Source organism: Spirillospora sp. NPDC048911 (genome assembly GCF_043198015.1).
Taxonomy (GTDB): domain Bacteria; phylum Actinomycetota; class Actinomycetes; order Streptosporangiales; family Streptosporangiaceae; genus Spirillospora.
Map to the genome: position 1 here is coordinate 84892 of NZ_JBICUD010000002.1, position 19422 is coordinate 104313.

Annotated in this window: 17 protein-coding genes; 10 read left to right on the forward strand and 7 right to left on the reverse strand. The window is 70.6% G+C overall.

The features are described 5' to 3' along the window. Window positions 1-55 precede the first annotated feature (55 nt). Together ACGFNU_RS07630 and ACGFNU_RS07635 are read right to left on the reverse strand one after the other, a co-directional pair. On the reverse strand, window positions 56-727 hold the full coding sequence (locus tag ACGFNU_RS07630) for an MOSC domain-containing protein (protein ID WP_392591190.1): 672 nt from the start codon (window positions 725-727) through the stop codon (window positions 56-58). Next, window positions 724-2187 (reverse strand): PLP-dependent aminotransferase family protein, encoded by a 1464-nt coding sequence (locus tag ACGFNU_RS07635; RefSeq protein WP_392591192.1) that lies wholly within the window; start codon window positions 2185-2187, stop codon window positions 724-726. Before ACGFNU_RS07635 ends, ACGFNU_RS07630 begins: the two co-directional genes overlap by 4 nt. A 288-nt stretch (window positions 2188-2475) precedes the next feature. Between ACGFNU_RS07635 and ACGFNU_RS07640 the strand changes: the two genes are divergently transcribed. From ACGFNU_RS07640 to ACGFNU_RS07685, 10 genes are all read left to right on the forward strand, one after another. Then, complete coding sequence (locus tag ACGFNU_RS07640) at window positions 2476-3183, forward strand: iron-containing redox enzyme family protein (protein ID WP_392591193.1); 708 nt, start codon at window positions 2476-2478, stop codon at window positions 3181-3183. A gap of 106 nt (window positions 3184-3289) precedes the next feature. Continuing rightward, the gene (gene gntA, locus ACGFNU_RS07645; protein WP_392591195.1) at window positions 3290-3973 is read left to right on the forward strand and encodes a guanitoxin biosynthesis heme-dependent pre-guanitoxin N-hydroxylase GntA; all 684 of its coding nucleotides are present in this window, start codon (window positions 3290-3292) and stop codon (window positions 3971-3973) included. Then, window positions 3970-4734 (forward strand): SDR family NAD(P)-dependent oxidoreductase, encoded by a 765-nt coding sequence (locus ACGFNU_RS07650; RefSeq protein WP_392591197.1) that lies wholly within the window; start codon window positions 3970-3972, stop codon window positions 4732-4734. The genes gntA and ACGFNU_RS07650 overlap by 4 nt, the downstream gene beginning before the upstream one ends. Continuing rightward, entirely contained in the window at window positions 4731-5768 is a 1038-nt protein-coding gene (locus ACGFNU_RS07655) for a glycine amidinotransferase (protein WP_392591199.1), read from the forward strand. The genes ACGFNU_RS07650 and ACGFNU_RS07655 overlap by 4 nt, the downstream gene beginning before the upstream one ends. 9 nt (window positions 5769-5777) lie before the next feature. Beyond that, entirely contained in the window at window positions 5778-6566 is a 789-nt protein-coding gene (locus ACGFNU_RS07660) for a GNAT family N-acetyltransferase (RefSeq protein ID WP_392591201.1), read from the forward strand. Further along, window positions 6563-7873, forward strand: a complete 1311-nt coding sequence (locus ACGFNU_RS07665; protein WP_392591203.1) for an ATP-grasp domain-containing protein — start codon at window positions 6563-6565, stop codon at window positions 7871-7873. The genes ACGFNU_RS07660 and ACGFNU_RS07665 overlap by 4 nt, the downstream gene beginning before the upstream one ends. Then, a complete protein-coding gene (locus ACGFNU_RS07670; protein ID WP_392591204.1) occupies window positions 7866-9140 on the forward strand; it encodes an acetyl-CoA carboxylase biotin carboxylase subunit family protein in 1275 nt (424 codons plus the stop codon). Before ACGFNU_RS07665 ends, ACGFNU_RS07670 begins: the two co-directional genes overlap by 8 nt. 1 nt (window position 9141) lies before the next feature. Next, window positions 9142-10497 (forward strand): hypothetical protein, encoded by a 1356-nt coding sequence (locus tag ACGFNU_RS07675; RefSeq protein ID WP_392591205.1) that lies wholly within the window; start codon window positions 9142-9144, stop codon window positions 10495-10497. Further along, window positions 10494-11753: an MFS transporter gene (locus ACGFNU_RS07680; RefSeq protein WP_392591206.1), complete on the forward strand. Its 1260-nt coding sequence runs from the start codon at window positions 10494-10496 to the stop codon at window positions 11751-11753. Before ACGFNU_RS07675 ends, ACGFNU_RS07680 begins: the two co-directional genes overlap by 4 nt. 47 nt (window positions 11754-11800) lie before the next feature. Continuing rightward, window positions 11801-12769, forward strand: coding sequence for a zinc-binding dehydrogenase (locus tag ACGFNU_RS07685; protein ID WP_392591208.1), 969 nt, complete (start codon window positions 11801-11803; stop codon window positions 12767-12769). 4 nt (window positions 12770-12773) lie between these two features. On the opposite strand, the gene ACGFNU_RS07690 is transcribed toward ACGFNU_RS07685, so the two are convergent. The 5 genes from ACGFNU_RS07690 to ACGFNU_RS07710 all read right to left on the reverse strand — a co-directional run bounded on the left by ACGFNU_RS07690 (window position 12774) and on the right by ACGFNU_RS07710 (window position 19385). Continuing rightward, window positions 12774-13496 (reverse strand): helix-turn-helix transcriptional regulator, encoded by a 723-nt coding sequence (locus tag ACGFNU_RS07690; RefSeq protein ID WP_392591210.1) that lies wholly within the window; start codon window positions 13494-13496, stop codon window positions 12774-12776. Window position 13497: 1 nt separating this feature from the next. After that, entirely contained in the window at window positions 13498-14325 is an 828-nt protein-coding gene (locus ACGFNU_RS07695; protein ID WP_392591212.1) for a DUF4097 domain-containing protein, read from the reverse strand. Between the two features lie 123 nt (window positions 14326-14448). After that, window positions 14449-14628 carry a DUF6104 family protein gene (locus ACGFNU_RS07700; RefSeq protein ID WP_151566124.1) on the reverse strand — a complete coding sequence of 60 codons (180 nt, stop codon included), beginning with the start codon at window positions 14626-14628 and terminating at the stop codon, window positions 14449-14451. Between the two features lie 90 nt (window positions 14629-14718). Then, window positions 14719-18489: a multifunctional oxoglutarate decarboxylase/oxoglutarate dehydrogenase thiamine pyrophosphate-binding subunit/dihydrolipoyllysine-residue succinyltransferase subunit gene (locus ACGFNU_RS07705; RefSeq protein WP_392591214.1), complete on the reverse strand. Its 3771-nt coding sequence runs from the start codon at window positions 18487-18489 to the stop codon at window positions 14719-14721. A 197-nt stretch (window positions 18490-18686) separates the two neighbouring features. Next, window positions 18687-19385: an AIM24 family protein gene (locus tag ACGFNU_RS07710; protein WP_392593436.1), complete on the reverse strand. Its 699-nt coding sequence runs from the start codon at window positions 19383-19385 to the stop codon at window positions 18687-18689. Between the last annotated feature and the right edge of the window lie 37 nt (window positions 19386-19422).

The following is a 19422-nucleotide window of genomic DNA, read 5'->3' on the forward strand; positions in this document are numbered from 1 at the left end:
GGAACGGTCCGTGCCCCAGCGATGGGGCGCGGACCGTTCCGCTGTCGGGCTGTCGTCAGGAAGCGGCTGCGTTTGTGAGGGCGGGGGTTGGGGTGGCCTGGTCGCCTTGGGAGAGTTGGCCGGGGATCTTTACTTCGGCGTAGACGCCTAGGGTGGCTGCGGTGTGGGTGGTTAGCGTGCGGAGGATGGCTCGGTCTTTGGGGAGGCCTTCTTGCGCGTGGGTGACCATGACGCAGCGGGGGCAGGGGCCGGTGATGTGGATTCGGGCTTGGCCTATGTCGACGGTGCCGGTGGGGTTTTCCTGGCCTTCCAGGACGATGTTGGGGCGGAAGCGGCGGACTTCCCAGGCGCCTTTGGGGTGCCACTCGCGGGCCTTGTGGAGTGAGGCGCGGGTGAGGAGGTGCAGGGGTGACTCGTCTACGAAGCCCTCGTCCGCCTGGAGATGGACTGGGCGGCCTAGCCAGGTGCTCAATATCGTGTCTACGGCCGGGTCTGAGCTGTGCACGCGGATGCCCGTGGGGAGGACGATCTCGACTTCGCCCCAGCGGAGGCGGGCTCGGGCGTGGAGGAGGAGCGGCACGCGTTTGGCGGTGAGGACCTTGTCGCGGGTGTCGATCAGGGCGAAGGCGCGGTCGCCGATGACGCCCCGGGGGCCGAGTCGCAGGTCCGTGACTCGCTGGCCGCCCAGGGACTTCACCGGATAACGCCATAGTTCCGAAATTCTCACGCGTTCGAGTGTGTGAGCGGGCGGGTGGCTTTGTGGAGGTCCAATCGGGCTTCCTTGGACCCGTTGATGTCGGTCTGGGCTTGGGCTAGGCGTCTTACTCCTTCGACCAGGGTCTCGGGCGGATGGACGAACGGGATGCGCAGGTAGTTCTCGAGCGTGCCGCCGACGCCGAAGCGGGGGCCGGCGGGAACCCGTACGCCGCGGGCCGCGGCGGCCTGGGACAGGCGCGTGCTGTCCGGGCCGCCGATGTCGGCCCAGAGGACCAGGCCACCGGCGGGTTCGGTGAAGGACCAGTGGGGGAGTATTTCGCGCAGGGCGTTGACCAGCGTCGCGCGTTGTTCGGTGAGGACGCGGCGGCGGGTGTCGATGAGGTCGTCGTAGCTCTCGAAGATCCGCGTCGCGATGTACTGCTGGACGATCGGGTTGCCCGCGTCCAGGGACTCTCGTACCCGGGACAGGCGGTCGATCAGGGCGGGTGTCGTACGGATCCAGCCGACGCGCAGGCCGCCCCAGCACACCTTGCTCATCGACCCGATGGTGATGACGCGGGACGTGCCGTGCGCGGCGAGGGGGCGGGGCGTTTCGGCGCCGAGTTCGGAGACGGTGTCCTCCACGACGAGCCGGGTGCCCGCCTCGCGTGCGGCCACCGCGATCGCGCGGCGGGCGTGGGCGGGCATCACCTGCCCGGTCGGGTTGTGGAAGTCGGGCATGAGGTAGCCGAGCACCGGGCGTGCCCGGTGCAGGGTCGTGCGGATCATGTCGACGTCCCAGCCGTCGGTTCCGACGGAGACGGCGACGGGGCGTCCGCTGGCGTGTTTGATCGCGTTGTGGACGGTCGGGTGGACCGGGGACTCCATCAGGACGCGGTCGCCATTGGTGACGAGGAGGCGGAGCAGGAGCGTCCACGCCTGCTGGGCGCCGTTGGTCACCATGATCTCTTCGGGCCGGGTCGGCAGGCCCCGGTGGGTGTACCGGTCGGCGATGGCCTGCCGGAGGGGCGGGATGCCGGTCAGGTCGTAGCCCGGCTGGTCGGTGTGCCGGGCGAGTTCGGGCGCCGTCTCCACCATGGCCTGGGTGAACAGCGGCTCCGGCGCGGGCAGGCAGGCCATGGCGAAGTCGATCTCCGCGGGTTCGTGGTCCGGTGCCCAGGTGATGCCGCGCGGGGGGTCCGAACGGGCCGGCAGTGACACGTAGCTGCCGGCACCACGGCGGCTGCAGAGATAGCCCTCGGTGCGCAGCAGGCCGTATGCCGCCGCCACCGAGTTGCGGCTCACGCCCAGATGCTGGGCGAGGACGCGTTCCGCGGGTATGCGGGTGTCGGGATGGAGCCGCCCGTCGGTGATGACGTAGCGGATGGCCGCGGCCAGTTCCTCGTAGATGACTCCTTCGCGCGACCAGGGCCCGAGGACCCTGGCGAGTTGTTCGGCGTTGACGGAGTTAAATGATCGGTTAACTCTCACGTCGTCCCGTTCTTGGGAACCTCGGTGTCTCCCCGCCCCCTTGCGGGGGTCGAGGGCCTCGGACCCGGCAACGATAGTCCGTAACCTTCCGGAAACACAGCTTTGGTGATCGACCGGGGTGCTCGCTCGCTTCGACGTATCAGGTCAGGTGGTGTGCGACCGGATGCGGCCATTGCCTCTTTGATCGATGGGGCCAAGCGTTTCGGATTGGCTCTATGTCCCGCCGCCCCGGCTCCCTGAGGATGCGTATCACGACCTGAAACAGGAAGAACGCAAGGGGAGCACAACGTGGTGAAGCTGGACCGCGAACGCCTGCAGAAACTCGCCGAGGAAAGCATCGAGCGGCAGTTCGAGCGAGTCACCAGAATGCGGGAGTTCCATACCGGAGAATGGACGGACCGGGAGTATTTCGTCCGGCACAAGACCGAGACCGTGCTGCGGATCCGCCTCAACAACGAGGTCGACTCGTACGCGCTGTTCAAGGTGGGTTCCAAGGACGACGCCCTCGCCGCCAAGCTGGCGCAGTACCTGGCCGAGGAGTACGGCCACGAGAACATGTTCACCCGTGACCTCGTCAAGTTCGGGCTCACGCTGGACGAGCTCAACGCCACGCCGGTGTTCCCGTCGACCGCCAAGCTGATGGGTTACCTGCGGCTCGCCGCCGACTCGCGCGGCCCCGCGCCGACCACGGTCTGGGACTGGTTCGTCGAGTGGTACTCCGACCGCTACAACCAGACGATCCTCAACAAGGCCACCGCGGAGTTCGGCAGGGAGTACACGCGCGGCTCGCAGACCCACCTGGACTTCGACGAGGAGCACGACCACGACGAGCTGATGTTCAAGACCGTCTCGCTCGCGGTCGACGGCTTCGGCAGCCCCGAGCAGGCCTACCAGGACCTGGTGACCTACATCGATCTGATCGGCGACTACTTCGCCGAGCTGTACGAGGCGACCGCCGGCCGGCGGGCGGGGGCCGTGCCCGCATTGGCGGGCTGACATCGGCGGATCGGCCGTGGCCGCGGGGGGCGGCCACGGCCGATCTCTTGTTGACATCCAGACGGGGACAAGTGTGAGCACAGCACCAATGACGGGGGCGTCGTCCATGGCTGACGGCGTTCGGCAGGCACTCATCGAGAAGGTGACGGGGGACTCGTTCGCCTGCGTGGCGGCCAAGACCGCCGCGCGGCGCGGCGCCATCGTGCATCGGCACTACGGCGTCATGGGGGACGACGCCACCACGGAGGCGCTGCACGCGGATTTGGCCGGGTTCGCCGCCGGCAAGGACGACATCGATCTTCTGCTGGCGTCCTTCGTGGCGACCTTCGACGGCCCGGCGGAACTGACCGAGGAAGAGTTCGACGAGGTTCTCTGGCACCAGTTGCAGCGCCTTCACGATCTCGATTCGGCGCGATTCGGGTGGTCCGGCCGGGTGGATCCGGACCCTTCCTCGCGCAACTTCGGGTTCAGTGCGGGCGGGCATCCGTTCTTCGTGGTCGGTCTCCATCCGCGATCATCGCGCGTCACCAGACGGTTCGATCGGCCGGCCTTGGCGTTCAATTCGCATGTGCAGTTCGACCGGCTCAAAGAACGAGGAATCTATCCGCGGCTCCAGCGCGAGACGCGTGCACGGGAGATGGCTTTGCAAGGCTCTTTGAATCCCAATCTCGCGGAGTTCGGAGAGGCGTCGGAAGCCTTTCAGTATTCCGGCCTTGCCGTCGACTCCCACTGGAAATGCCCCTTTCGGCCCCACGTCGCCGAGGCGGCGGCTGAGGGGAGCGTCCGATGACGGCGCCATGGGCGGTGGTCACCGGAGCCTCCTCCGGCATCGGCCTGGCCATCGCGGAGCACCTGCTCAAGGACGGCCACCGCGTCGCCGCCTGGGCCCGCCGCGGCGACCGGCTGACCGAGCTGGTGGAACGGTACGGCGCTGAGCAGATCCGCATGTTCCAGGTGGACGTGCGGGACGCGGCGGCGGTCCAGGCGGCGGTCGCCGAGCTGACCCGGGACGGCGCGGAGATCGGCCTGCTCGTCAACAACGCCGGTCTCTCGCTGGGCCTCGGGCCCCTCGACGAGGGCGACACCGGCGACTGGCACACGATGGTGCAGACCAACATCGAGGGCCTGCTCGCCTGCACGCACGCCGTGATGCCGGGCATGCGCGCCGCCGGGCGCGGCCACATCGTCAACATCGGGTCGCTGGCCGCCGAGTTCCCGTTCCTGGGCGGCAACGTCTACGCGGGCACCAAGGCGTTCGTCCACCACCTGACCGCCAACCTGCGGGTCGACCTGCACGGCAGCGGCGTCCGCGTCACCTGCGTGGCCCCCGGGATGGTGCGCAGCGAGTTCGCCGTGGTCCGCTTCGGCGGCGATCAAGAACTCGCCGACGCCCTGTACGAGGGCATCCAGCCGCTCACCCCCGCCGACGTGGCGGACGCGGTGGTCTGGGCGCACCGCTGCCCGCCGAACGTCAACGTCAACCACATCGAGCTCATGTCGCTCGACCAGCCGTACGGCCTCTCCCTGAGCCGGCGAAAGGACGCCCGATGACCGGCCTCGTCAGCTCCTACAACGACTTCGACCCGCTGGAGGAGATCGTCGTCGGGACGGCGAACGCCTACCACCTGCCGCCCGTGGACACCTCCCTCCGGCACTTCTTCCAGCTCGACGACACCGGCGACGGCTCCGACCGCGCGGACGCGGCGCGCCTCGCCCGCGTGATCGAGGAGACCGAAGAGGACCTCGCGGCGTTCACCACCGCCCTCACCGAGCTGGGCGTCCGCGTCCGCAGGCCCGACCCGGCAGGGCTCGGCGAGCGCGTGGCGCAGCCGGGCTGGGAGGCCGAGGCCAACCACGCCCTCATGCCACGCGACTGCCTGCTGGTGGTCGGCTCCACGGTGGTGGAGGCGCCGATGCCGGTGCGCGCCCGTTACGCGGAGACCTTCCCGTACCGGGGCCTGCTCGCCGAGTACTTCGAGGCCGGCGCGCGCTGGCTCGCCGCCCCACGCCCGCGCCTGCCCGAGGACACCTACCTGTTCACGCCGGACGGTCCCGTCCTCGCTGAGAACGAGCCGCTCTTCGACGGCGCCAACGTCATCAGGTGTGGCGCCGACCTGTTCTTCAACGTCAGCAACACGGGCAACCGGCTCGGCGCGCGCTGGCTCGCCCGCGCCGTCGGCGGCGACTTCACCGTCCACGAGATCTCGATCTGCGACGACCATGTCGGCACCACGCTGCACCTGCTGCGGCCCGGCCTCCTCCTCGCGAACGCGGGACGGCTCGGCCCGGACGACATCCCGGCGCCGCTGCGGTCGTGGAAGACGCTCTGGTTCGACGACCCCGCCGACGACGGCTACGGCCTGGACTGGGCACGCGCCTCGACCTGGATCGGGATGAACATCGTGTCGGTGGACCGGGAGACCGTGATCGTCCCCGCCGCGCAGAACGGGCTGGTCCGGCAGTTGGAGAAGGAGGGCCTCACCGTCGTCCCGGTGCCCTACCGCCATGGCCGCACGTTCGGCGGCGGGTTCCACTGCTGCAGTCTCGACGTCCGGCGCCGCGGCTCACTCGAGTCCTACCTGTAGGGGGTGCCGATGATCACGCAGCGGAACATCGATCTCGTACTGAGCCGTGGCGGGCCGGACGTCGTCGACGTGCGGTTCCGGCGCGCCACGGCGGCGGACCTGGACGGCATGTACGAACTGTCCCGGCCCTTCATGGAGTCGGGCGCCCTCATCACCCGGGACCGGGGCTTCTTCGGCGAGCGCGCCGAGGAGTTCTTCGTCCTGGCGGTCGGCGAGACCCTCGCGGGCTGCGCCGGCCTCGGCCGGGTCGGCGACCTCGCCGAGATCTTCAACGTGGCCGTCGCGTCGCGGTGGCAGGGCCTCGGCATGGGCCGGATCCTGCTGGCCTGCCTGATCGGCGCCGCGCGCCGCGCGGGCTTCGCCGAGGTCGTGCTGTTCTCACGCGCGACGACGCGGTGGTTCGCCCGGCAGGGCTTCGTGCCCGCCGATCCGGCCACGCTGCCGGGCGACCGGGTGGCTCTGCTCGACGCGTCCCGCAACTCGACGATGCTGCGCCGCACGATCCCGCCGCTCGGCTCGGGCGAGGCCCTGGAGGCGCTCACGCCGCCGCGCGTCCGGTTCGCGCGGTCCGGCGACGAGTACGAGTGGGACTGGGAGCACGACTCGCTGCTGCGGTTCGCCGAGCACCACGACGTCGAGGTCGACTCGCTGTGCTGGGCCGGAGTCTGCGGCAGCTGCGTCACCGGGCTCAAGCAGGGGTCGGTCGTCTATCACATGGCTCCGGAGGAGGAGCCCGGGAACGGGGAGATCTTGCTGTGCGTCTCGCAGCCCGCGACGGATCTGGTGCTCGACCGATGACGGCGGGGAAACAGGAGGGCCGCGTGCTGGTGGTGGAGCCCACCGCGGCCTGCCGCGGGATCCTGCTCCGCGCGCGGGAGCTGGACCTGGAGACGATCGTCGTCTCCTATGACGCCGGTGACCGGCTGCTGCCCGGCGACGTGCGCGATCTGGCCGACGAGCTGATGATCCTCGACGCCAACGACGAGGGACTGCTGACCGCCGCGGTGCTGGCGCTGCACGAGGAACGGCCGCTGACCGGCATCATCGCGGGCTTCGAGTTCTACGTGGAGATCGTGGCGCGGCTGGCCGGCCGGCTGGGTCTGCCGGGCCTGCCGGTCACGGCGGCCGGCGGGCTGCGCGACAAGGCGCTGATGCGGGCCAAGGCGGCCGCGGCGGGCCTGCGCGTGCCGCGCCTCACCACGGTCTCGTCGGCGGCGGAGCTCGGGGACGCCGCCGCGGCGGTGGGGTTCCCGCTGGTCCTCAAGCCGCGCGACTCGGCGGGCAGCGTGCACGTCTCGCGGGCCGACGACCTGGCCGGGCTCCGGCGGGCGTACGACTGGATGCTCGCCGATCCGCGCACCGACCTGGGGCGTGGCATGGACGGCCGGGCGATCGTGGAGGAGTACCTCGACGGCCCGGAGCTCACCGTCGAGGGGTACGTGGAGTCCGGGACGGGGGACGCGGCGTCCGGTACGCGAGACGCGGCGGCCGGAACGGTCGTGATCGCCTCGGTCACCGGCAAGTTCCTCGGCCCCGAGCCCACGTTCGTCGAGACGGGCCATATCGCCCAGGCCGATCTGCCGCGGGCCACGCGCGACGCGATCGAGTCGTACGTCCGCGACCTGTGCGCGGCGCTCGACCTGACCCTGGGCCCGTTCCACTGCGAGCTGCGGCTCGTGGACGGCGAGCCGGTGCTCATCGAGATCGGGGCGCGGCTGCCCGGCGGCCACATCGTCGACCTCGTCGAGATCGTCACCGGCGTCTCGTTGCCGGCGGTCATGCTGGCCGCCTACACCGGCCTCGATCTCGGCACGGTGGCGCCGCCGCGCGCTCCGCGCGCCAAGTACGCGGGCATCGCGCTGCTGATCGCCCCCGGGGTGGAGACGGCCGGCGCGGTGTCCGGATGGGAGAAGTGGCAGGCAGGCGGCGACATCCTGGAGGCGGAGCTGTACGTGGCGCCGGGTGATCCGGTGCCGCCCCTGGAGGACTTCCGGTCTCGGCTGGGCCACGTCATCTACACGTCCGACTCGCACGCCGAGGCGGTCGCGCGCTTTCACGAGATCACCGCGTCGGTCCACATCCGGCAGGGGGATGACGATGCCTAGATATCTCGTCCTCAACCGGTTCGACGACGAGTTCGGGGAGTACCACCGGTTCGTGCCGTCGAAGGAGCACCGGCTCGCCTACATCACGCTGGAGCACGGCCTGCCGGTCCTCGACACCGCCGCCGCCCTGGAGACGGTGGTCGTGGACGACCTCGCGTTCGAGATCGTGCTGCCGGTGGCCCGCCGCCTCAGTGCCGCCCTCGGCCCGTTCGACGGTGTGGTGGGCCTGTCCGAACGCGACGTGCTGACGGCTGCCCGCCTCCGGGCGGCGCTGGACCTTCCGGGCTGGACGCCGGAGTTCGTCGGCGCCTTCCGCGACAAGGCGCGGATGAAGGAGATCATCGGCGCGGCGGGCCTGCCCGTGCCCCGGTTCCGGACGCTCGACGCCACCACGACCGCGGCCGAGGTGATCGCCGAGTTCGGCCTGCCGGTCATCGTCAAGCCGCGCGACGGCGCGGGCTCCAAGGGCGTGGTGCTGGCCCGCACCGCGGCCGTGCTGGCGGAGGCGCTGGCGGGAGTGCCGGCCACCGCCGATCCGGGCGGGTACGAGTGCGAGGAGTACGTGGCGGGCGACATCTTCCACGTCGACGGCATCCGGCGCGGCGGGCTCTTCCATTTCGTGAGCGCGTCGGTCTACGTCAACACCTGCCTGGACTTCATGGACGGCGTCCCGCTCGGGTCCCTGCTGCTGGACGACGGCGGCCAGCGCGACCGGCTGATCGCCTTCGCGTCGGGGTGCCTGGACGCCCTGGGGCTCCAGGACGGCCCGTTCCATCTGGAGGTCTTCGGGCGGCCGGACGGCGAGCTGGTCTTCCTGGAGATCGGGTTGCGGCCGGGCGGCGCCGAGGTCGCGTTCGTCCACCGCGACCTGTTCGGAATCGACCTGTTCGGCGAGGCGTTCCGGGCGACGCTCGGCCTGCCGCCGCTCACCCCCCGCGAGGCGTTCCGCCCGACCGGGTCCGGCGGCTGGGTCAGCGTGCCCGAGCCGAGGCCGCTGCCGAGCCGCGTCCTGTCGCGTACCCCGCTGGCGGGCGTCGTGCCGGAGGTGTACGCGGAGGTCCTCCCGGACATCGGCGCGATCTTCGACGGCGGCGGCGGATACGACCACATCGGCGGCCGGTTCCGGCTGCGCGGCACCGGCCAGGAGGCCGTGCGGCGCGCCGTGCTGGAGGTCATGGCGCGGTACGAGCTGATCGCCGAACCCATCGGCCGCGCCGGCTGCGGGACGTGGTCGCGGGTCGCCGCGCACGGCGCGAGGTGTGACTGAAATGGCGGATCGGGTCGCGGCGGCGTTCAACGAGCGGGCGGGCTCGCGGGGAAGCGGGCTGCCCGGCCTCACCGAGCGCCTCGAAAAACATCCCACGCTGGAGCGCTGGCCCGGCGAATACCTGGCCAGGCCGCTCTTCCTCGGCCGCCGGGAGGTCCGGGCCTTCGCCGACGACCTCCAGAAACTCGCCGGGCTGCTCTTCAGCCTGCCGGAGCGACTGTTCGACGGCGACATGGACCGGTTCTGCGAGGCCGTGCGCGTCACGGGCGAGCGGGCCGCGCTGATGCGCCGTCTGGGAGCCGACACCGCGCCGGTCTGCGGGCGCGCCGACGTCTACCACGACGGCACGTCCATGAAGCTCCTGGAGTTCGGGACGGGGAGCGAGCTCGGAGGCTGGGACCGTGCGGGGGAGATGTGCCGGTGCCTGCTCGGGGACGCGGAGTTCGCCGCGTTCGCCGACGAGCACGGGCTCGGTTACACCCACCACGGTCGCTACCTGGCCGGGTTGCTCCGTCAGCTCGGCGCCACCGTCGCGCCTGGCCGCGACCCGGTAGTGGCACTGCTGGAAGGGCCCGGCGCGCTGGCAGGCTGTCACAGCTGGCGCGTGCTTCAGGACCAGATGCGCTGGCTCGGGCTCGACTTCCACCTCGGCGAGGTGACCGAACTCTCCGAACGCGGCGGGCGGCTCTGCCTTCGCGGCATGCCCATCGACGTCGTGTACCGCGGCTTCGAAGCCGACCAGCTCGCCGGTGACCTCGACGCGATCGCGCACGCGGAGCTGGTCTTCCGGGCGCACGAGGCCGGGACCGCGGTCCTGTGGACACCGCTGGAAAGCAACATCTTCTGCGAGAAGACCTGCATGGCGCTGATGTCCGAACCCCGCCACCGGGACCGGTTCACCTCCCGGGAGCGGGCGCTCGTCGACCGCGTGCTGCCCTGGACGCGGGTGCTGGACGCCGGCGCGTTCCGAGCCGATCCCGATCTCGTCGAGGAGTGCCGGCACCGCCGCCCGAACCTGATCGTCAAGCCCAACGGGCGGTACGGCGGGTACGGGGTGGTCCCCGGCTGGAAGGTCGCCGACGCCGACTGGCTGGCGCTGCTGCGGGACAAGGCCGCGGACGGATGCGTCGTCCAGGAACGCGTCGTCCCCCGCGCCGAAGCCGTGATCGACCCCGTCACCGGCGCGGCCGAGCCCTGGCACGCGGTCTACGGGTTCTTCTACACCCCGCTGGGCCACGCGGGCCTTGAGGCGCGCGCCCTCCCGGCGGCGGAGAGCGCCGTCATCGGCATCAGCGGCAACGCCCGGACCCGCTCCGCCGCGGTCTACCACCATGATCAGAGAGACGAGACGCCGTGAGCACCAGTGAACTGACACCGACGCCGTCGCGGCCGGCCCTGGAGGACACGACCAGGCGCAGTGCGTTCCGCTACCTGTGGTCGGCGAGCCTCATCTCCACGGTCGGCGACGGTGTGCTGCTGGCCGCGCTGCCCCTGATGGCCGCGGCCCTGACGAAGGACCCGCGGCTGGTCGCCGGGGTGGCCTTCGCCGGGCGGTTGCCGTGGCTGGTGCTGGCGCTGTTCGGCGGCGTGCTCGTCGACAGGGCCGACCGCCGCCGGCTGATGATCGGGACGCAGCTCGGCCAGCTGTCGCTGGTGACCCTGATCGCCCTGATCGCCACGCTGAACCTTTCCGAGATCTGGATGATCTACATCTTCGCGTTCGGCATCGGCTGCGGGGACATCCTGTTCACCGGCGCCAGCCAGGCGATCGTCCCCACCCTCGTCCGCCCCGACGGGCTGGAGCGGGCCAACGGCCGGCTCATCGGGGCGGAGTCGGTGTCGCGCGAGTTCCTCGGGCCGCCGCTGGGCGCGGCCCTGTTCGCGTTCGCGTTGCCGACGCCGTTCTGGGTGGACGCGGTGACCTTCCTGGTCTCCATCATGTTGCTCGCTCAGATCCCGGCCCCGGCGCGAGCCGTCGAACCGATCGAACCGGCCGCGGTGCCGGCGCGGCGCGGCGTGTTCGCCGAGATCGGCGAGGGACTGCGCTGGCTGGCCCGGGCACGGCTGCCGCGGGCCCTGACCCTCATCGCCGCCGCGGGCAACTTCGGCGAGGCGATGGCCCTGTCGTTGCTGGTGCTCTTCGCCCACGACGTGCTGGGCCTCGGCGACGTCGGCTTCGGTCTGCTGCTGGCCGCCATGGCGGCGGGCGGGGTGCTCGGCAGCCTCGTCAGCGGCTGGGTGGTCGCGCGGTTCGGCGCCCGCGAGGTCGCCATCGCGGTCCAGGTCATCAGCCCGAGCGCCTGGCTGGCGATCGGCGTCCTCGGCCGGAACGCCCTGGTCGTCGTCGCCCTGTTCACCGTGTTCTCGATCGCCCTGGCGATGTGGAACGTCGTGTCGGTGTCGGTCCGGCAGCGGCTCATTCCCAACGAGCTGATGGGCCGGGTGACCAGCGCGGGACGGATGCTGGCCTACGGGGCGACGCCGCTGGGCGCGCTCGCGGGCGGCTTCGTGGCCGGCGAGTTCGGTCTGGTCGCGCCCTGGCTGGTCGGCGGCGCCCTGTCGCTGCTGGTGGCGATCGCCTCGTTCCCGGTGCTGCGGCGCTGGGACGGGTGACGGGCCGGACGCGCCCCGCGATCTAGCGCGTGTGTAGGGTGCGGGGCATGTTCGCTGTCACGGCTTCGCAGTTCGACGCAGACAATCCCCTGACCGGCCTGACCCTGGGCGAGCGGCCCGATCCGGTGGCGCCCGAGGGCTGGACGACGGTCACGGTGAAGGCGACCGCGCTCAACCATCACGACCTGTGGTCGCTGAAGGGCGTGGGGCTCCGCGCGGAGCAGCTCCCGATCGTCCTCGGCTGCGACGCGGCCGGGGTGGACGAGGACGGGAACGAGGTCATCGTGCACGCGGTGATCGGCGACCCGGACCGCGGTGGCGGCGACGAGACGCTCGACCCCAAGCGCTCGCTGCTCTCGGAGTCCCACGACGGCACGTTCGCCGAGAAGGTCGCCGTGCCGCGGCGCAACCTCGTGCCCAAGCCGGCGGAGCTGTCCTTCGAGGAGGCCGCCTGCCTGCCGACCGCCTGGCTCACCGCGTACCGCATGCTGTTCGACAAGGCGGACCTGCCGCCCGGCTCGACCGTGCTGGTCCAGGGCGCGGGCGGCGGCGTCGCCACCGCGCTGATCGCGCTGGGCGCCGCGGCGGGCTACCGCGTGTGGGTCACCAGCCGGAGCGAGGGCAAGCGCAAGCGGGCCCTGGAGCTGGGCGCGGACGAGGCGTTCGAGCCCGGCGCGCGGCTGCCCGAACGGGTCGACGCGGTCATGGAGACCGTCGGCGAGGCCACCTGGTCGCACTCGCTGAAGTCGCTCCGGCCGGGCGGGCGGATCGTGGTCTCCGGCGCGACCAGCGGCGCGGTACCGCCAGCGGAGCTGAACCGGGTGTTCTTCCTGCAGCTGTCGGTCGCCGGCTCGACGATGGGCACGCGCGACCAACTGGAACGGCTGGCCCGGTTCCTGGTCAAGAGCGGCGTCCGGCCGCGGATCGACCGGGTGCTGCCGCTGGCGCGGGCGGCCGAGGGGTTCGCGGCGATGGCCGAGGGCGAGCTCTTCGGCAAGATCGTCTTCACCCCGTAGCGGGTCAGTCTTCGCGGCGCAGGAACTCGTCCTTGATCCGGTCGCGGGTCTCGTCAAGGAGCGCCTGGACGGCGACGAGGTCGTCGTCGTTCAGGTGGGCCTTCTTGGCGCTCTTGCGCACGTCCTCGACGAACTTGCGCAGCAGGCGCTCCAGCCTGAGGCGGGCGATGTCGTCCTTGGAACCGGTCGCGGTCTTCCACGCGTCGTCCCAGTTCTGACGCCACTCCTCCATCCAGGTCTGCTTCTGCTCGCGCCAGTGGTCCCTTTGGCGGCGCCACTCGTCGCGCTGGCGGTCGGTGGTCTCCTTCCAGGCGTCCTTGGACGTGGCCCTGGAATGGTCGCGCATGTCACGCGCGGCCTGGGTAAGCTCCTCGCGCAGCGACCGGACGGTCTGGCGGACGTCCTGCTGAACCTCGCGGGCGAACTCCTGGGCGGAGGCGGAGATCTCCTCTTCCAGCTCGGCCAGCTCGTCCATCCGCCGTTCGAGCTCGGCGCGGCCCTTGTCGGTCAGCGAGTAGACCTTCTTGCCCTTGATGAGCTCATGGCTGACCAGGCCCTCGGACTCCAGCCTGGCCAGGCGCGGGTAGATGGTGCCGGGGGAGGGGGAGTAGACCCCGAGGAACCGGTCCTGGAGCAGGCGGATGACCTCGTAGCCGTGCCGCGGACTCTCCTCCAGCAGCTTGAGCAGGTACAACCGGAGGCGGCCGTGGCCGAAGACGGGGCTCAACTCAGTTCTCCATTCCGGATGCGTCGATCTCCGGGGCGTCGTCCTCATGCCGGCTGAGGAGGGTGACGCCGCCCGAGACCGTGGTGACCGACAGCCTGCCGGAGCCGTCCCCGATCGTGCCGCCCAGGCTCCGGCCGACGGGCCGGTCCTGCCGGTCGAGGCCGGGGAAGGAGGTGTCGATCGGGCCGGCCGCCGAGTTGAGATTGACCTCGGCGGAGATCGAGTCGGGGACCCGGAGCGTCACCTCGCCGGTGACGGTGTTGACCTCGACCCGGCTCGTCCCGGCCAGATCGACGTCGGCGGCGATCCGGCCGCTGACCGTGCGGGCCGCGAGCCGGTCGATCGAGCCGCCGGCCAGGGCCAGATCGCCGGAGACGGAGGTGAACGCGACCTTGCCGTCCAGGCCCTGCGCCTCGATCGCGCCCGACACGGTGTTGGCGTCGATGTCGCCGACGACCCCGTCGAGGGTGACGTCGCCGGTGGCGCTCTTGATCGAGGCACGGGCGGTCAGCCCGGCGATCACCGCGTCGGCGGAGACCAGGTTGATGGTGACGGGGCACTCGCGGGGGACCGTCACGGTGATGTCGGCCCGCACCTTCTGGCGTTGCAGCCAGCCGAGCATGCCCTCCCAGATCCGTTCATGGGTGACGCTCAGCATGCCCGCCTCGTGCGTGATCACCAGGGGCGGCCCGTCGATCGCGGCGATCTGGATCGAGGGCCGGTCGCCGGAGGCCAGTACCGAGATGCTCCCGGCGATCAGCGTCGCCTTCAGCGCGACCACGCCGTCGAAGTCGAGGGTGGCCGGTTCTTCGATCGTCCAACGCGACATCGCGTCTCGCCTTTCGTCCGAACGCGTCGATCACGGGGGAAGTGTCCACGAGACCGGAGTCCGCCTACCAGTAAACACGATATGTCGCGTTCACCCAAAGTCAAGACATGTCGCGTCCAGCCGTCACTCGTCGTCCTCGTCGTCCAGCCGGGCCAGCCAGGTCGCCAGCCGTTCGACCGGCGTCTCGAACTCGGGGTTGAGGTCGACGAACTCGCGCAGCCGGTCGGCCAGCCAGACCAGGCTGACCTCCTCCTGGCCCCGCCGCTCGACCAGCTCCTCGATCCCCCGATCGGTGAAGTACATGAGGTGATTCTCTCTCGCGTCGTCGGTGCCCGACGGGCGAGGGCCCCGGCGCGACGGTGCGCGGCCGGGGCCCTCGATCCTTCGGGCTTGCTAGTCCTTCTTGCCGAAGAGGCGGCCCAGGAGGGCCTCCTGCTCGGCTTGGTGGAGCTTGGCCGAGCCCACCGCGGGCGAGGACGAGGCCGGGCGGGAGATCCGCTTGAGCACGCGCCCCTCCAGATGCGGCTGGAGCTTGAGCGCGAAGAACGGCCACGCGCCCATGTTGGCCGGCTCGTCCTGGACGTAGATGACCTCGGCGTCGGCCGGGTACTTGGCCAGCTCCGCCTTGATCTCGTCGATCGGCGGCGGGTAGAGGCGCTCCAGCCGGACCACGGCGGTGTCGGTCGCGCCGGCGGCCTTACGGGCGTTCACCGCGTCGTAGTAGATCTTGCCGGTGGTGAGCACCACGCGCCTGACGGCGGACGCCTCGATCGCCGGGTCGCTCTCCGGGATGACCGGGAGGAACGCGCCGCCGGTGATCTGCTCGACCGACGAGGTCGCCGCCTTGAGCCGCAGCAGCGACTTGGGCGTGAAGACGATCAGCGGCTTGCGGCGGCCGGACACCACCTGCCAGCGCAGCAGGTGGAAGTAGTTGGCCGGTGTCGTCGGGTAGACCACGGTCATGTTGTCCTGGGCACAGAGCTGCAGGTAGCGCTCGATGCGGGCGGACGAGTGGTCGGGGCCCTGGCCCTCGTAGCCGTGCGGCAGCAGCAGGACCACGCCGGAGCGCTGGCCCCACTTCTGCTCGCCGGACGAGATGTACTCGTCGACGATCGACTGGGCGCCGTTGGCGAAGTCGCCGAACTGGGCCTCCCACGCCACCAGCGCGTCCGGCCGGGTCATCGAGTAGCCGTACTCGAAGCCCATCGCCGCGTACTCGCTGAGCAGCGAGTCGTGCACGTAGAACTTCGAGATGCCCTGGCCGAACTGGCGGAGCGGGGTGTACTCCTCGCCCGTCTTGCGGTCGACGAGCACCGCGTGCCGCTGGCCGAACGTGCCGCGCCGGGTGTCCTGCCCGACCAGCCGCACCGGGTGGCCGTCGATGAGCAGCGAGCCCATCGCCAGCAGCTCGCCGGTCGCCCAGTCGATCGCGTCGTCCTCGATGGACTGCACGCGGCGCTGCACGATCGGCTGGAGCCGCGGGTGGACGGTGAAGCCCTCCGGCAGGCTGACCTGCGTCTCGATGATCCGCTTGACGACCTCCTGCGGGATCGCCGTGCCCGCCGAGGCGTGGTCGATCGGGATGCGCTCCTCGACGTCGGGCTTGACGACCGAGCCGGGCGCGGGCGGCTGCTTGACCGCCTCGCGGGTCTCGGTGAAGGCGCGTTCGAGCTGCTCCTGGTAGTCGCGGAGCGCGGCCTCGGCCTCTTCGACCGTGATGTCGCCACGGCCGATCAGCGCCTCGGTGTAGAGCTTGCGCACCGACCGCTTGGCGTCGATCAGGTCGTACATCAGCGGCTGGGTGAACGAGGGGTTCTCGCCCTCGTTGTGGCCCCGGCGCCGGTAGCAGACCATGTCGACGACGACGTCCTTCTTGAACGTCTGGCGGTACTCGAACGCCAGCCGCGCGACCCGGGCGCAGGCCTCGGGGTCGTCGCCGTTCACGTGGAAGATCGGCGCCTGGATCATCCGGGCCACGTCGGTGGCGTAGACGCTGGAGCGCGAGTACTCCGGCGCGGTGGTGAAGCCCACCTGGTTGTTGATGATCACGTGCACGGTGCCGCCGGTGCGGTAGCCGCGCAGCTGCGACAGGTTGAGGGTCTCGGCCACCACGCCCTGCCCGGCGAACGCGGCGTCGCCGTGGATCAGGACCGGCAGCACGGTGAAGCCCGCCTCGCCGACGTCCAGGATGTCCTGCTTGGCGCGGACGACGCCCTCCAGCACCGGGTCGACCGTCTCCAGGTGGGAGGGGTTGGCGACCAGCTCGGTGCGGATCTTGGAGCCGTCGTCGGCGACGAAGTCGCCCTCGGCGCCCAGGTGGTACTTCACGTCGCCGGAGCCCTGCGCGCTGCGCGGGTCGAGGTTGCCCTCGAACTCGCCGAAGATCTGCGCGTAGGACTTGCCGACGATGTTGGCCAGCACGTTGAGCCGGCCGCGGTGCGCCATGCCGATGACGACCTCGTCGAGGTTCGCCTTGGCGGCGGAGGAGATCACCGAGTCGAGCAGCGGGATGACGGACTCGCCGCCCTCCAGCGAGAACCGCTTCTGGCCGACGAACTTCGTCTGCAGGAACGTCTCGAACGCCTCGGCGCTGTTGAGGCGGCGCAGCACGTGCAACTGCTCGTCGCGCGACGGCTTCTCGTGGGGGACCTCGACGCGTTCCTGGATCCAGGCGCGCTCCTCAGGGTCCTGCATGTGCATGTACTCGATGCCGACCGTGCGGCAGTAGGCCATGCGCAGCACGCCGAGAATGTCGCGCAGCTTCATGGTCGGCTCGCCGCCGAACCCGCCGGTCGCGAACTCGCGCTCGAGGTCCCACAGGGTGAGGCCGTGCTTGAGGATGTCGAGGTCGGGGTGGCGGCGCTGCTTGTACTCCAGCGGGTCGGTGTCGGCCATCAGGTGGCCGCGGACCCGGTAGGCGTGGATCAGCTCGTGGACACGCGCGACCTTGGCGACGTCGTCCTCATGGCTGGCCGAGATGTCCTTGACCCAGCGCACCGGCTCGTACGGGATGCGCAGCGCCTCGAAGATGTCGTCGTAGAAGCCCTCTTCGCCCAGCAGCAGCTGGTGGATGCGGCGGAGGAAGTCACCGGACTGCGCGCCCTGGATGATGCGGTGGTCGTACGTGGAGGTCAGCGTCATGATCTTGCTGATCCCCATGCGCGCCACGGCCTCGTCGGAGGCGCCGGCGAACTCGGCCGGGTACTCCATGGCGCCCACGCCGATGATCGTGCCCTGGCCCGGCATCAGGCGCGGCACCGAGTGCACGGTGCCGATCGTGCCGGGGTTGGTCAGGCTGATCGTGGTGCCCTGGAAGTCGTCCAGGGTGAGCTTGTTGTTGCGCGCCTTGCGGACGATCTCCTCGTAGGCCGCCCAGAACTGGCGGAAGTCGAGGGTGTCGGCGGCCTTGATGCTCGGCACCACCAGCTGGCGCTGGCCGTCGCCCTTCTGCAGGTCGATCGCCAGGCCGAAGTTGACGTGCTCGGGCTTGACCAGCACCGGCTTGCCATCGACCTCGGTGTACGCGGCGTTCATCTCCGGCATCGAGGCCAGCGCCTTGACGATGGCGTAGCCGATCAGGTGCGTGAACGACACCTTGCCGCCGCGGCCGCGCTTGAGGTGGTTGTTGATCACAATGCGGTTGTCGATCAACAGCTTGGCCGGCACGGCCCGCACGCTCGTCGCGGTCGGGACCGTGAGGCTGGCCTCCATGTTGGTGGCCGTCCGGGCGGCCACGCCGCGCAGCCGGACCTCCTCGGCGCCGGCGGGCACCGGGGGCGGCGCGGGCTTGCTCGCGGCCGGCTGTGCCGCCGGCTTCGCGTCAGGCTTCGAGTCGGCCTTGGCCGGCGCCTTCGCCGCGGGGGCGGGCTTGGCCGGGGCCGGTGTCGGCGGTGCTGTCGGCGGGGCGGCTGCCGTGCCGTTGGCAGCCCGTGGTGCCCCCGGAGAGGCGGAACGGGAGGCCTGCCCGTCGGTGGCCGGGGTCACTCCCGGAGTCGCGGACGGCCGGGTGTCCGGCTGGTAGTCCGCGAAGAAATTCCACCAGGCTTCGTCAACGGAGTTCGGGTCTTCGAGGTACTTCTGGTACAGCTCGTCGACCAGCCACTCGTTGGCGCCGAAATCTGTGTGCTTGGGGTCGGCACTTGTATGCGACGACTCTGTCGACACGGCGGAGATCGCCCTCTTCCGCAGCTCGCAGGTGAGTTCTGAGACGAGTCAAGGCTACTCGCACTTGTGTGTCGCAGATGCAAGCGGTGCGCCTTCCACCGCCCGCCACACCCCAATCCGGCCGATCTTGCCCAGTTCCGGGTGCCGGTTTCGTCAAGATCGGCCGGTGCGGAGAACGCGCCGCGGACGCCAGGGTGTCAGCCGCTCAGAAGGCCGCCGAGGCCGCCCTTGCCGCCCTCGCCGATCACGGGCGGGCCCTCGCTCGCCTGGACGAGCACGAAGCCCTGGCCCTGGTAGGCCAGCTGCATGGCCTCGCCGCTGCCGCGCCCGATCAGCGCGCCGGCCTTGAACGTGCGGTTGACGCCCACCTGGAGGCTGGTGCTCCAGGCGATCGCGGACTGGCCGTCGGCGAACGTCGGGGCCCGGCCGCAGTCGAGCATCACCGGCGTGCCGTGGCTGGTCAGCGCCACCCAGCCGGTGCCCGTCAGGGTGGTGTTGAACAGCCCGCCGGCCGCGACGCCCGCGCCCTGCACCCGCTGGATGTCCCACTGGAGCTGGGGGTCGAACGCGAGGATGTTGGTGCCGTTGACGGTGATCCCGTCGTTGTCCAGGTAGAACAGGTGGATGTCGTCGGCGTTGTTGGCGGTGAAGAGCAGGCCCTGCCCGCGCACCCGCATCAGCGGGACGCCCTCGCCGGTGACGGCCTTCTTGAGGAACTTGCCCATTCCTCCCGAGCCCTCGTAGTCGAACTCCATCTGGCCCTGGAAGGCCACCATGGAGCCCTGGCGGGCGAGGACCTCGCCGTTCAGGTGCACCCGGAGCATCTTGGAATTCTGCAGGGTGAAGTGACCGGGGACCTGCCCCTGCTCCAGGTTGCCGAAGAACTGACTGCGCAGCATCGGAGGGCCTTTCTCGTCTCTCAGGAGAATGTTC

Bases quoted from the DNA above. Each gene is read 5' to 3' on its own strand.
- ACGFNU_RS07665 (WP_392591203.1), top strand. From the start codon at position 6,563: ATGACGGCGGGGAAACAGGAGGGCCGCGTGCTGGTGGTGGAGCCCACC.
- ACGFNU_RS07700 (WP_151566124.1), bottom strand. From the start codon at position 14,628: ATGTACTTCACCGATCGGGGGATCGAGGAGCTGGTCGAGCGGCGGGGC.
- ACGFNU_RS07675 (WP_392591205.1), top strand. From the start codon at position 9,142: ATGGCGGATCGGGTCGCGGCGGCGTTCAACGAGCGGGCGGGCTCGCGG.
- gntA (WP_392591195.1), top strand. From the start codon at position 3,290: ATGGCTGACGGCGTTCGGCAGGCACTCATCGAGAAGGTGACGGGGGAC.
- ACGFNU_RS07685 (WP_392591208.1), top strand. From the start codon at position 11,801: ATGTTCGCTGTCACGGCTTCGCAGTTCGACGCAGACAATCCCCTGACC.
- ACGFNU_RS07650 (WP_392591197.1), top strand. From the start codon at position 3,970: ATGACGGCGCCATGGGCGGTGGTCACCGGAGCCTCCTCCGGCATCGGC.
- ACGFNU_RS07660 (WP_392591201.1), top strand. From the start codon at position 5,778: ATGATCACGCAGCGGAACATCGATCTCGTACTGAGCCGTGGCGGGCCG.
- ACGFNU_RS07655 (WP_392591199.1), top strand. From the start codon at position 4,731: ATGACCGGCCTCGTCAGCTCCTACAACGACTTCGACCCGCTGGAGGAG.
- ACGFNU_RS07670 (WP_392591204.1), top strand. From the start codon at position 7,866: ATGCCTAGATATCTCGTCCTCAACCGGTTCGACGACGAGTTCGGGGAG.
- ACGFNU_RS07695 (WP_392591212.1), bottom strand. From the start codon at position 14,325: ATGTCGCGTTGGACGATCGAAGAACCGGCCACCCTCGACTTCGACGGC.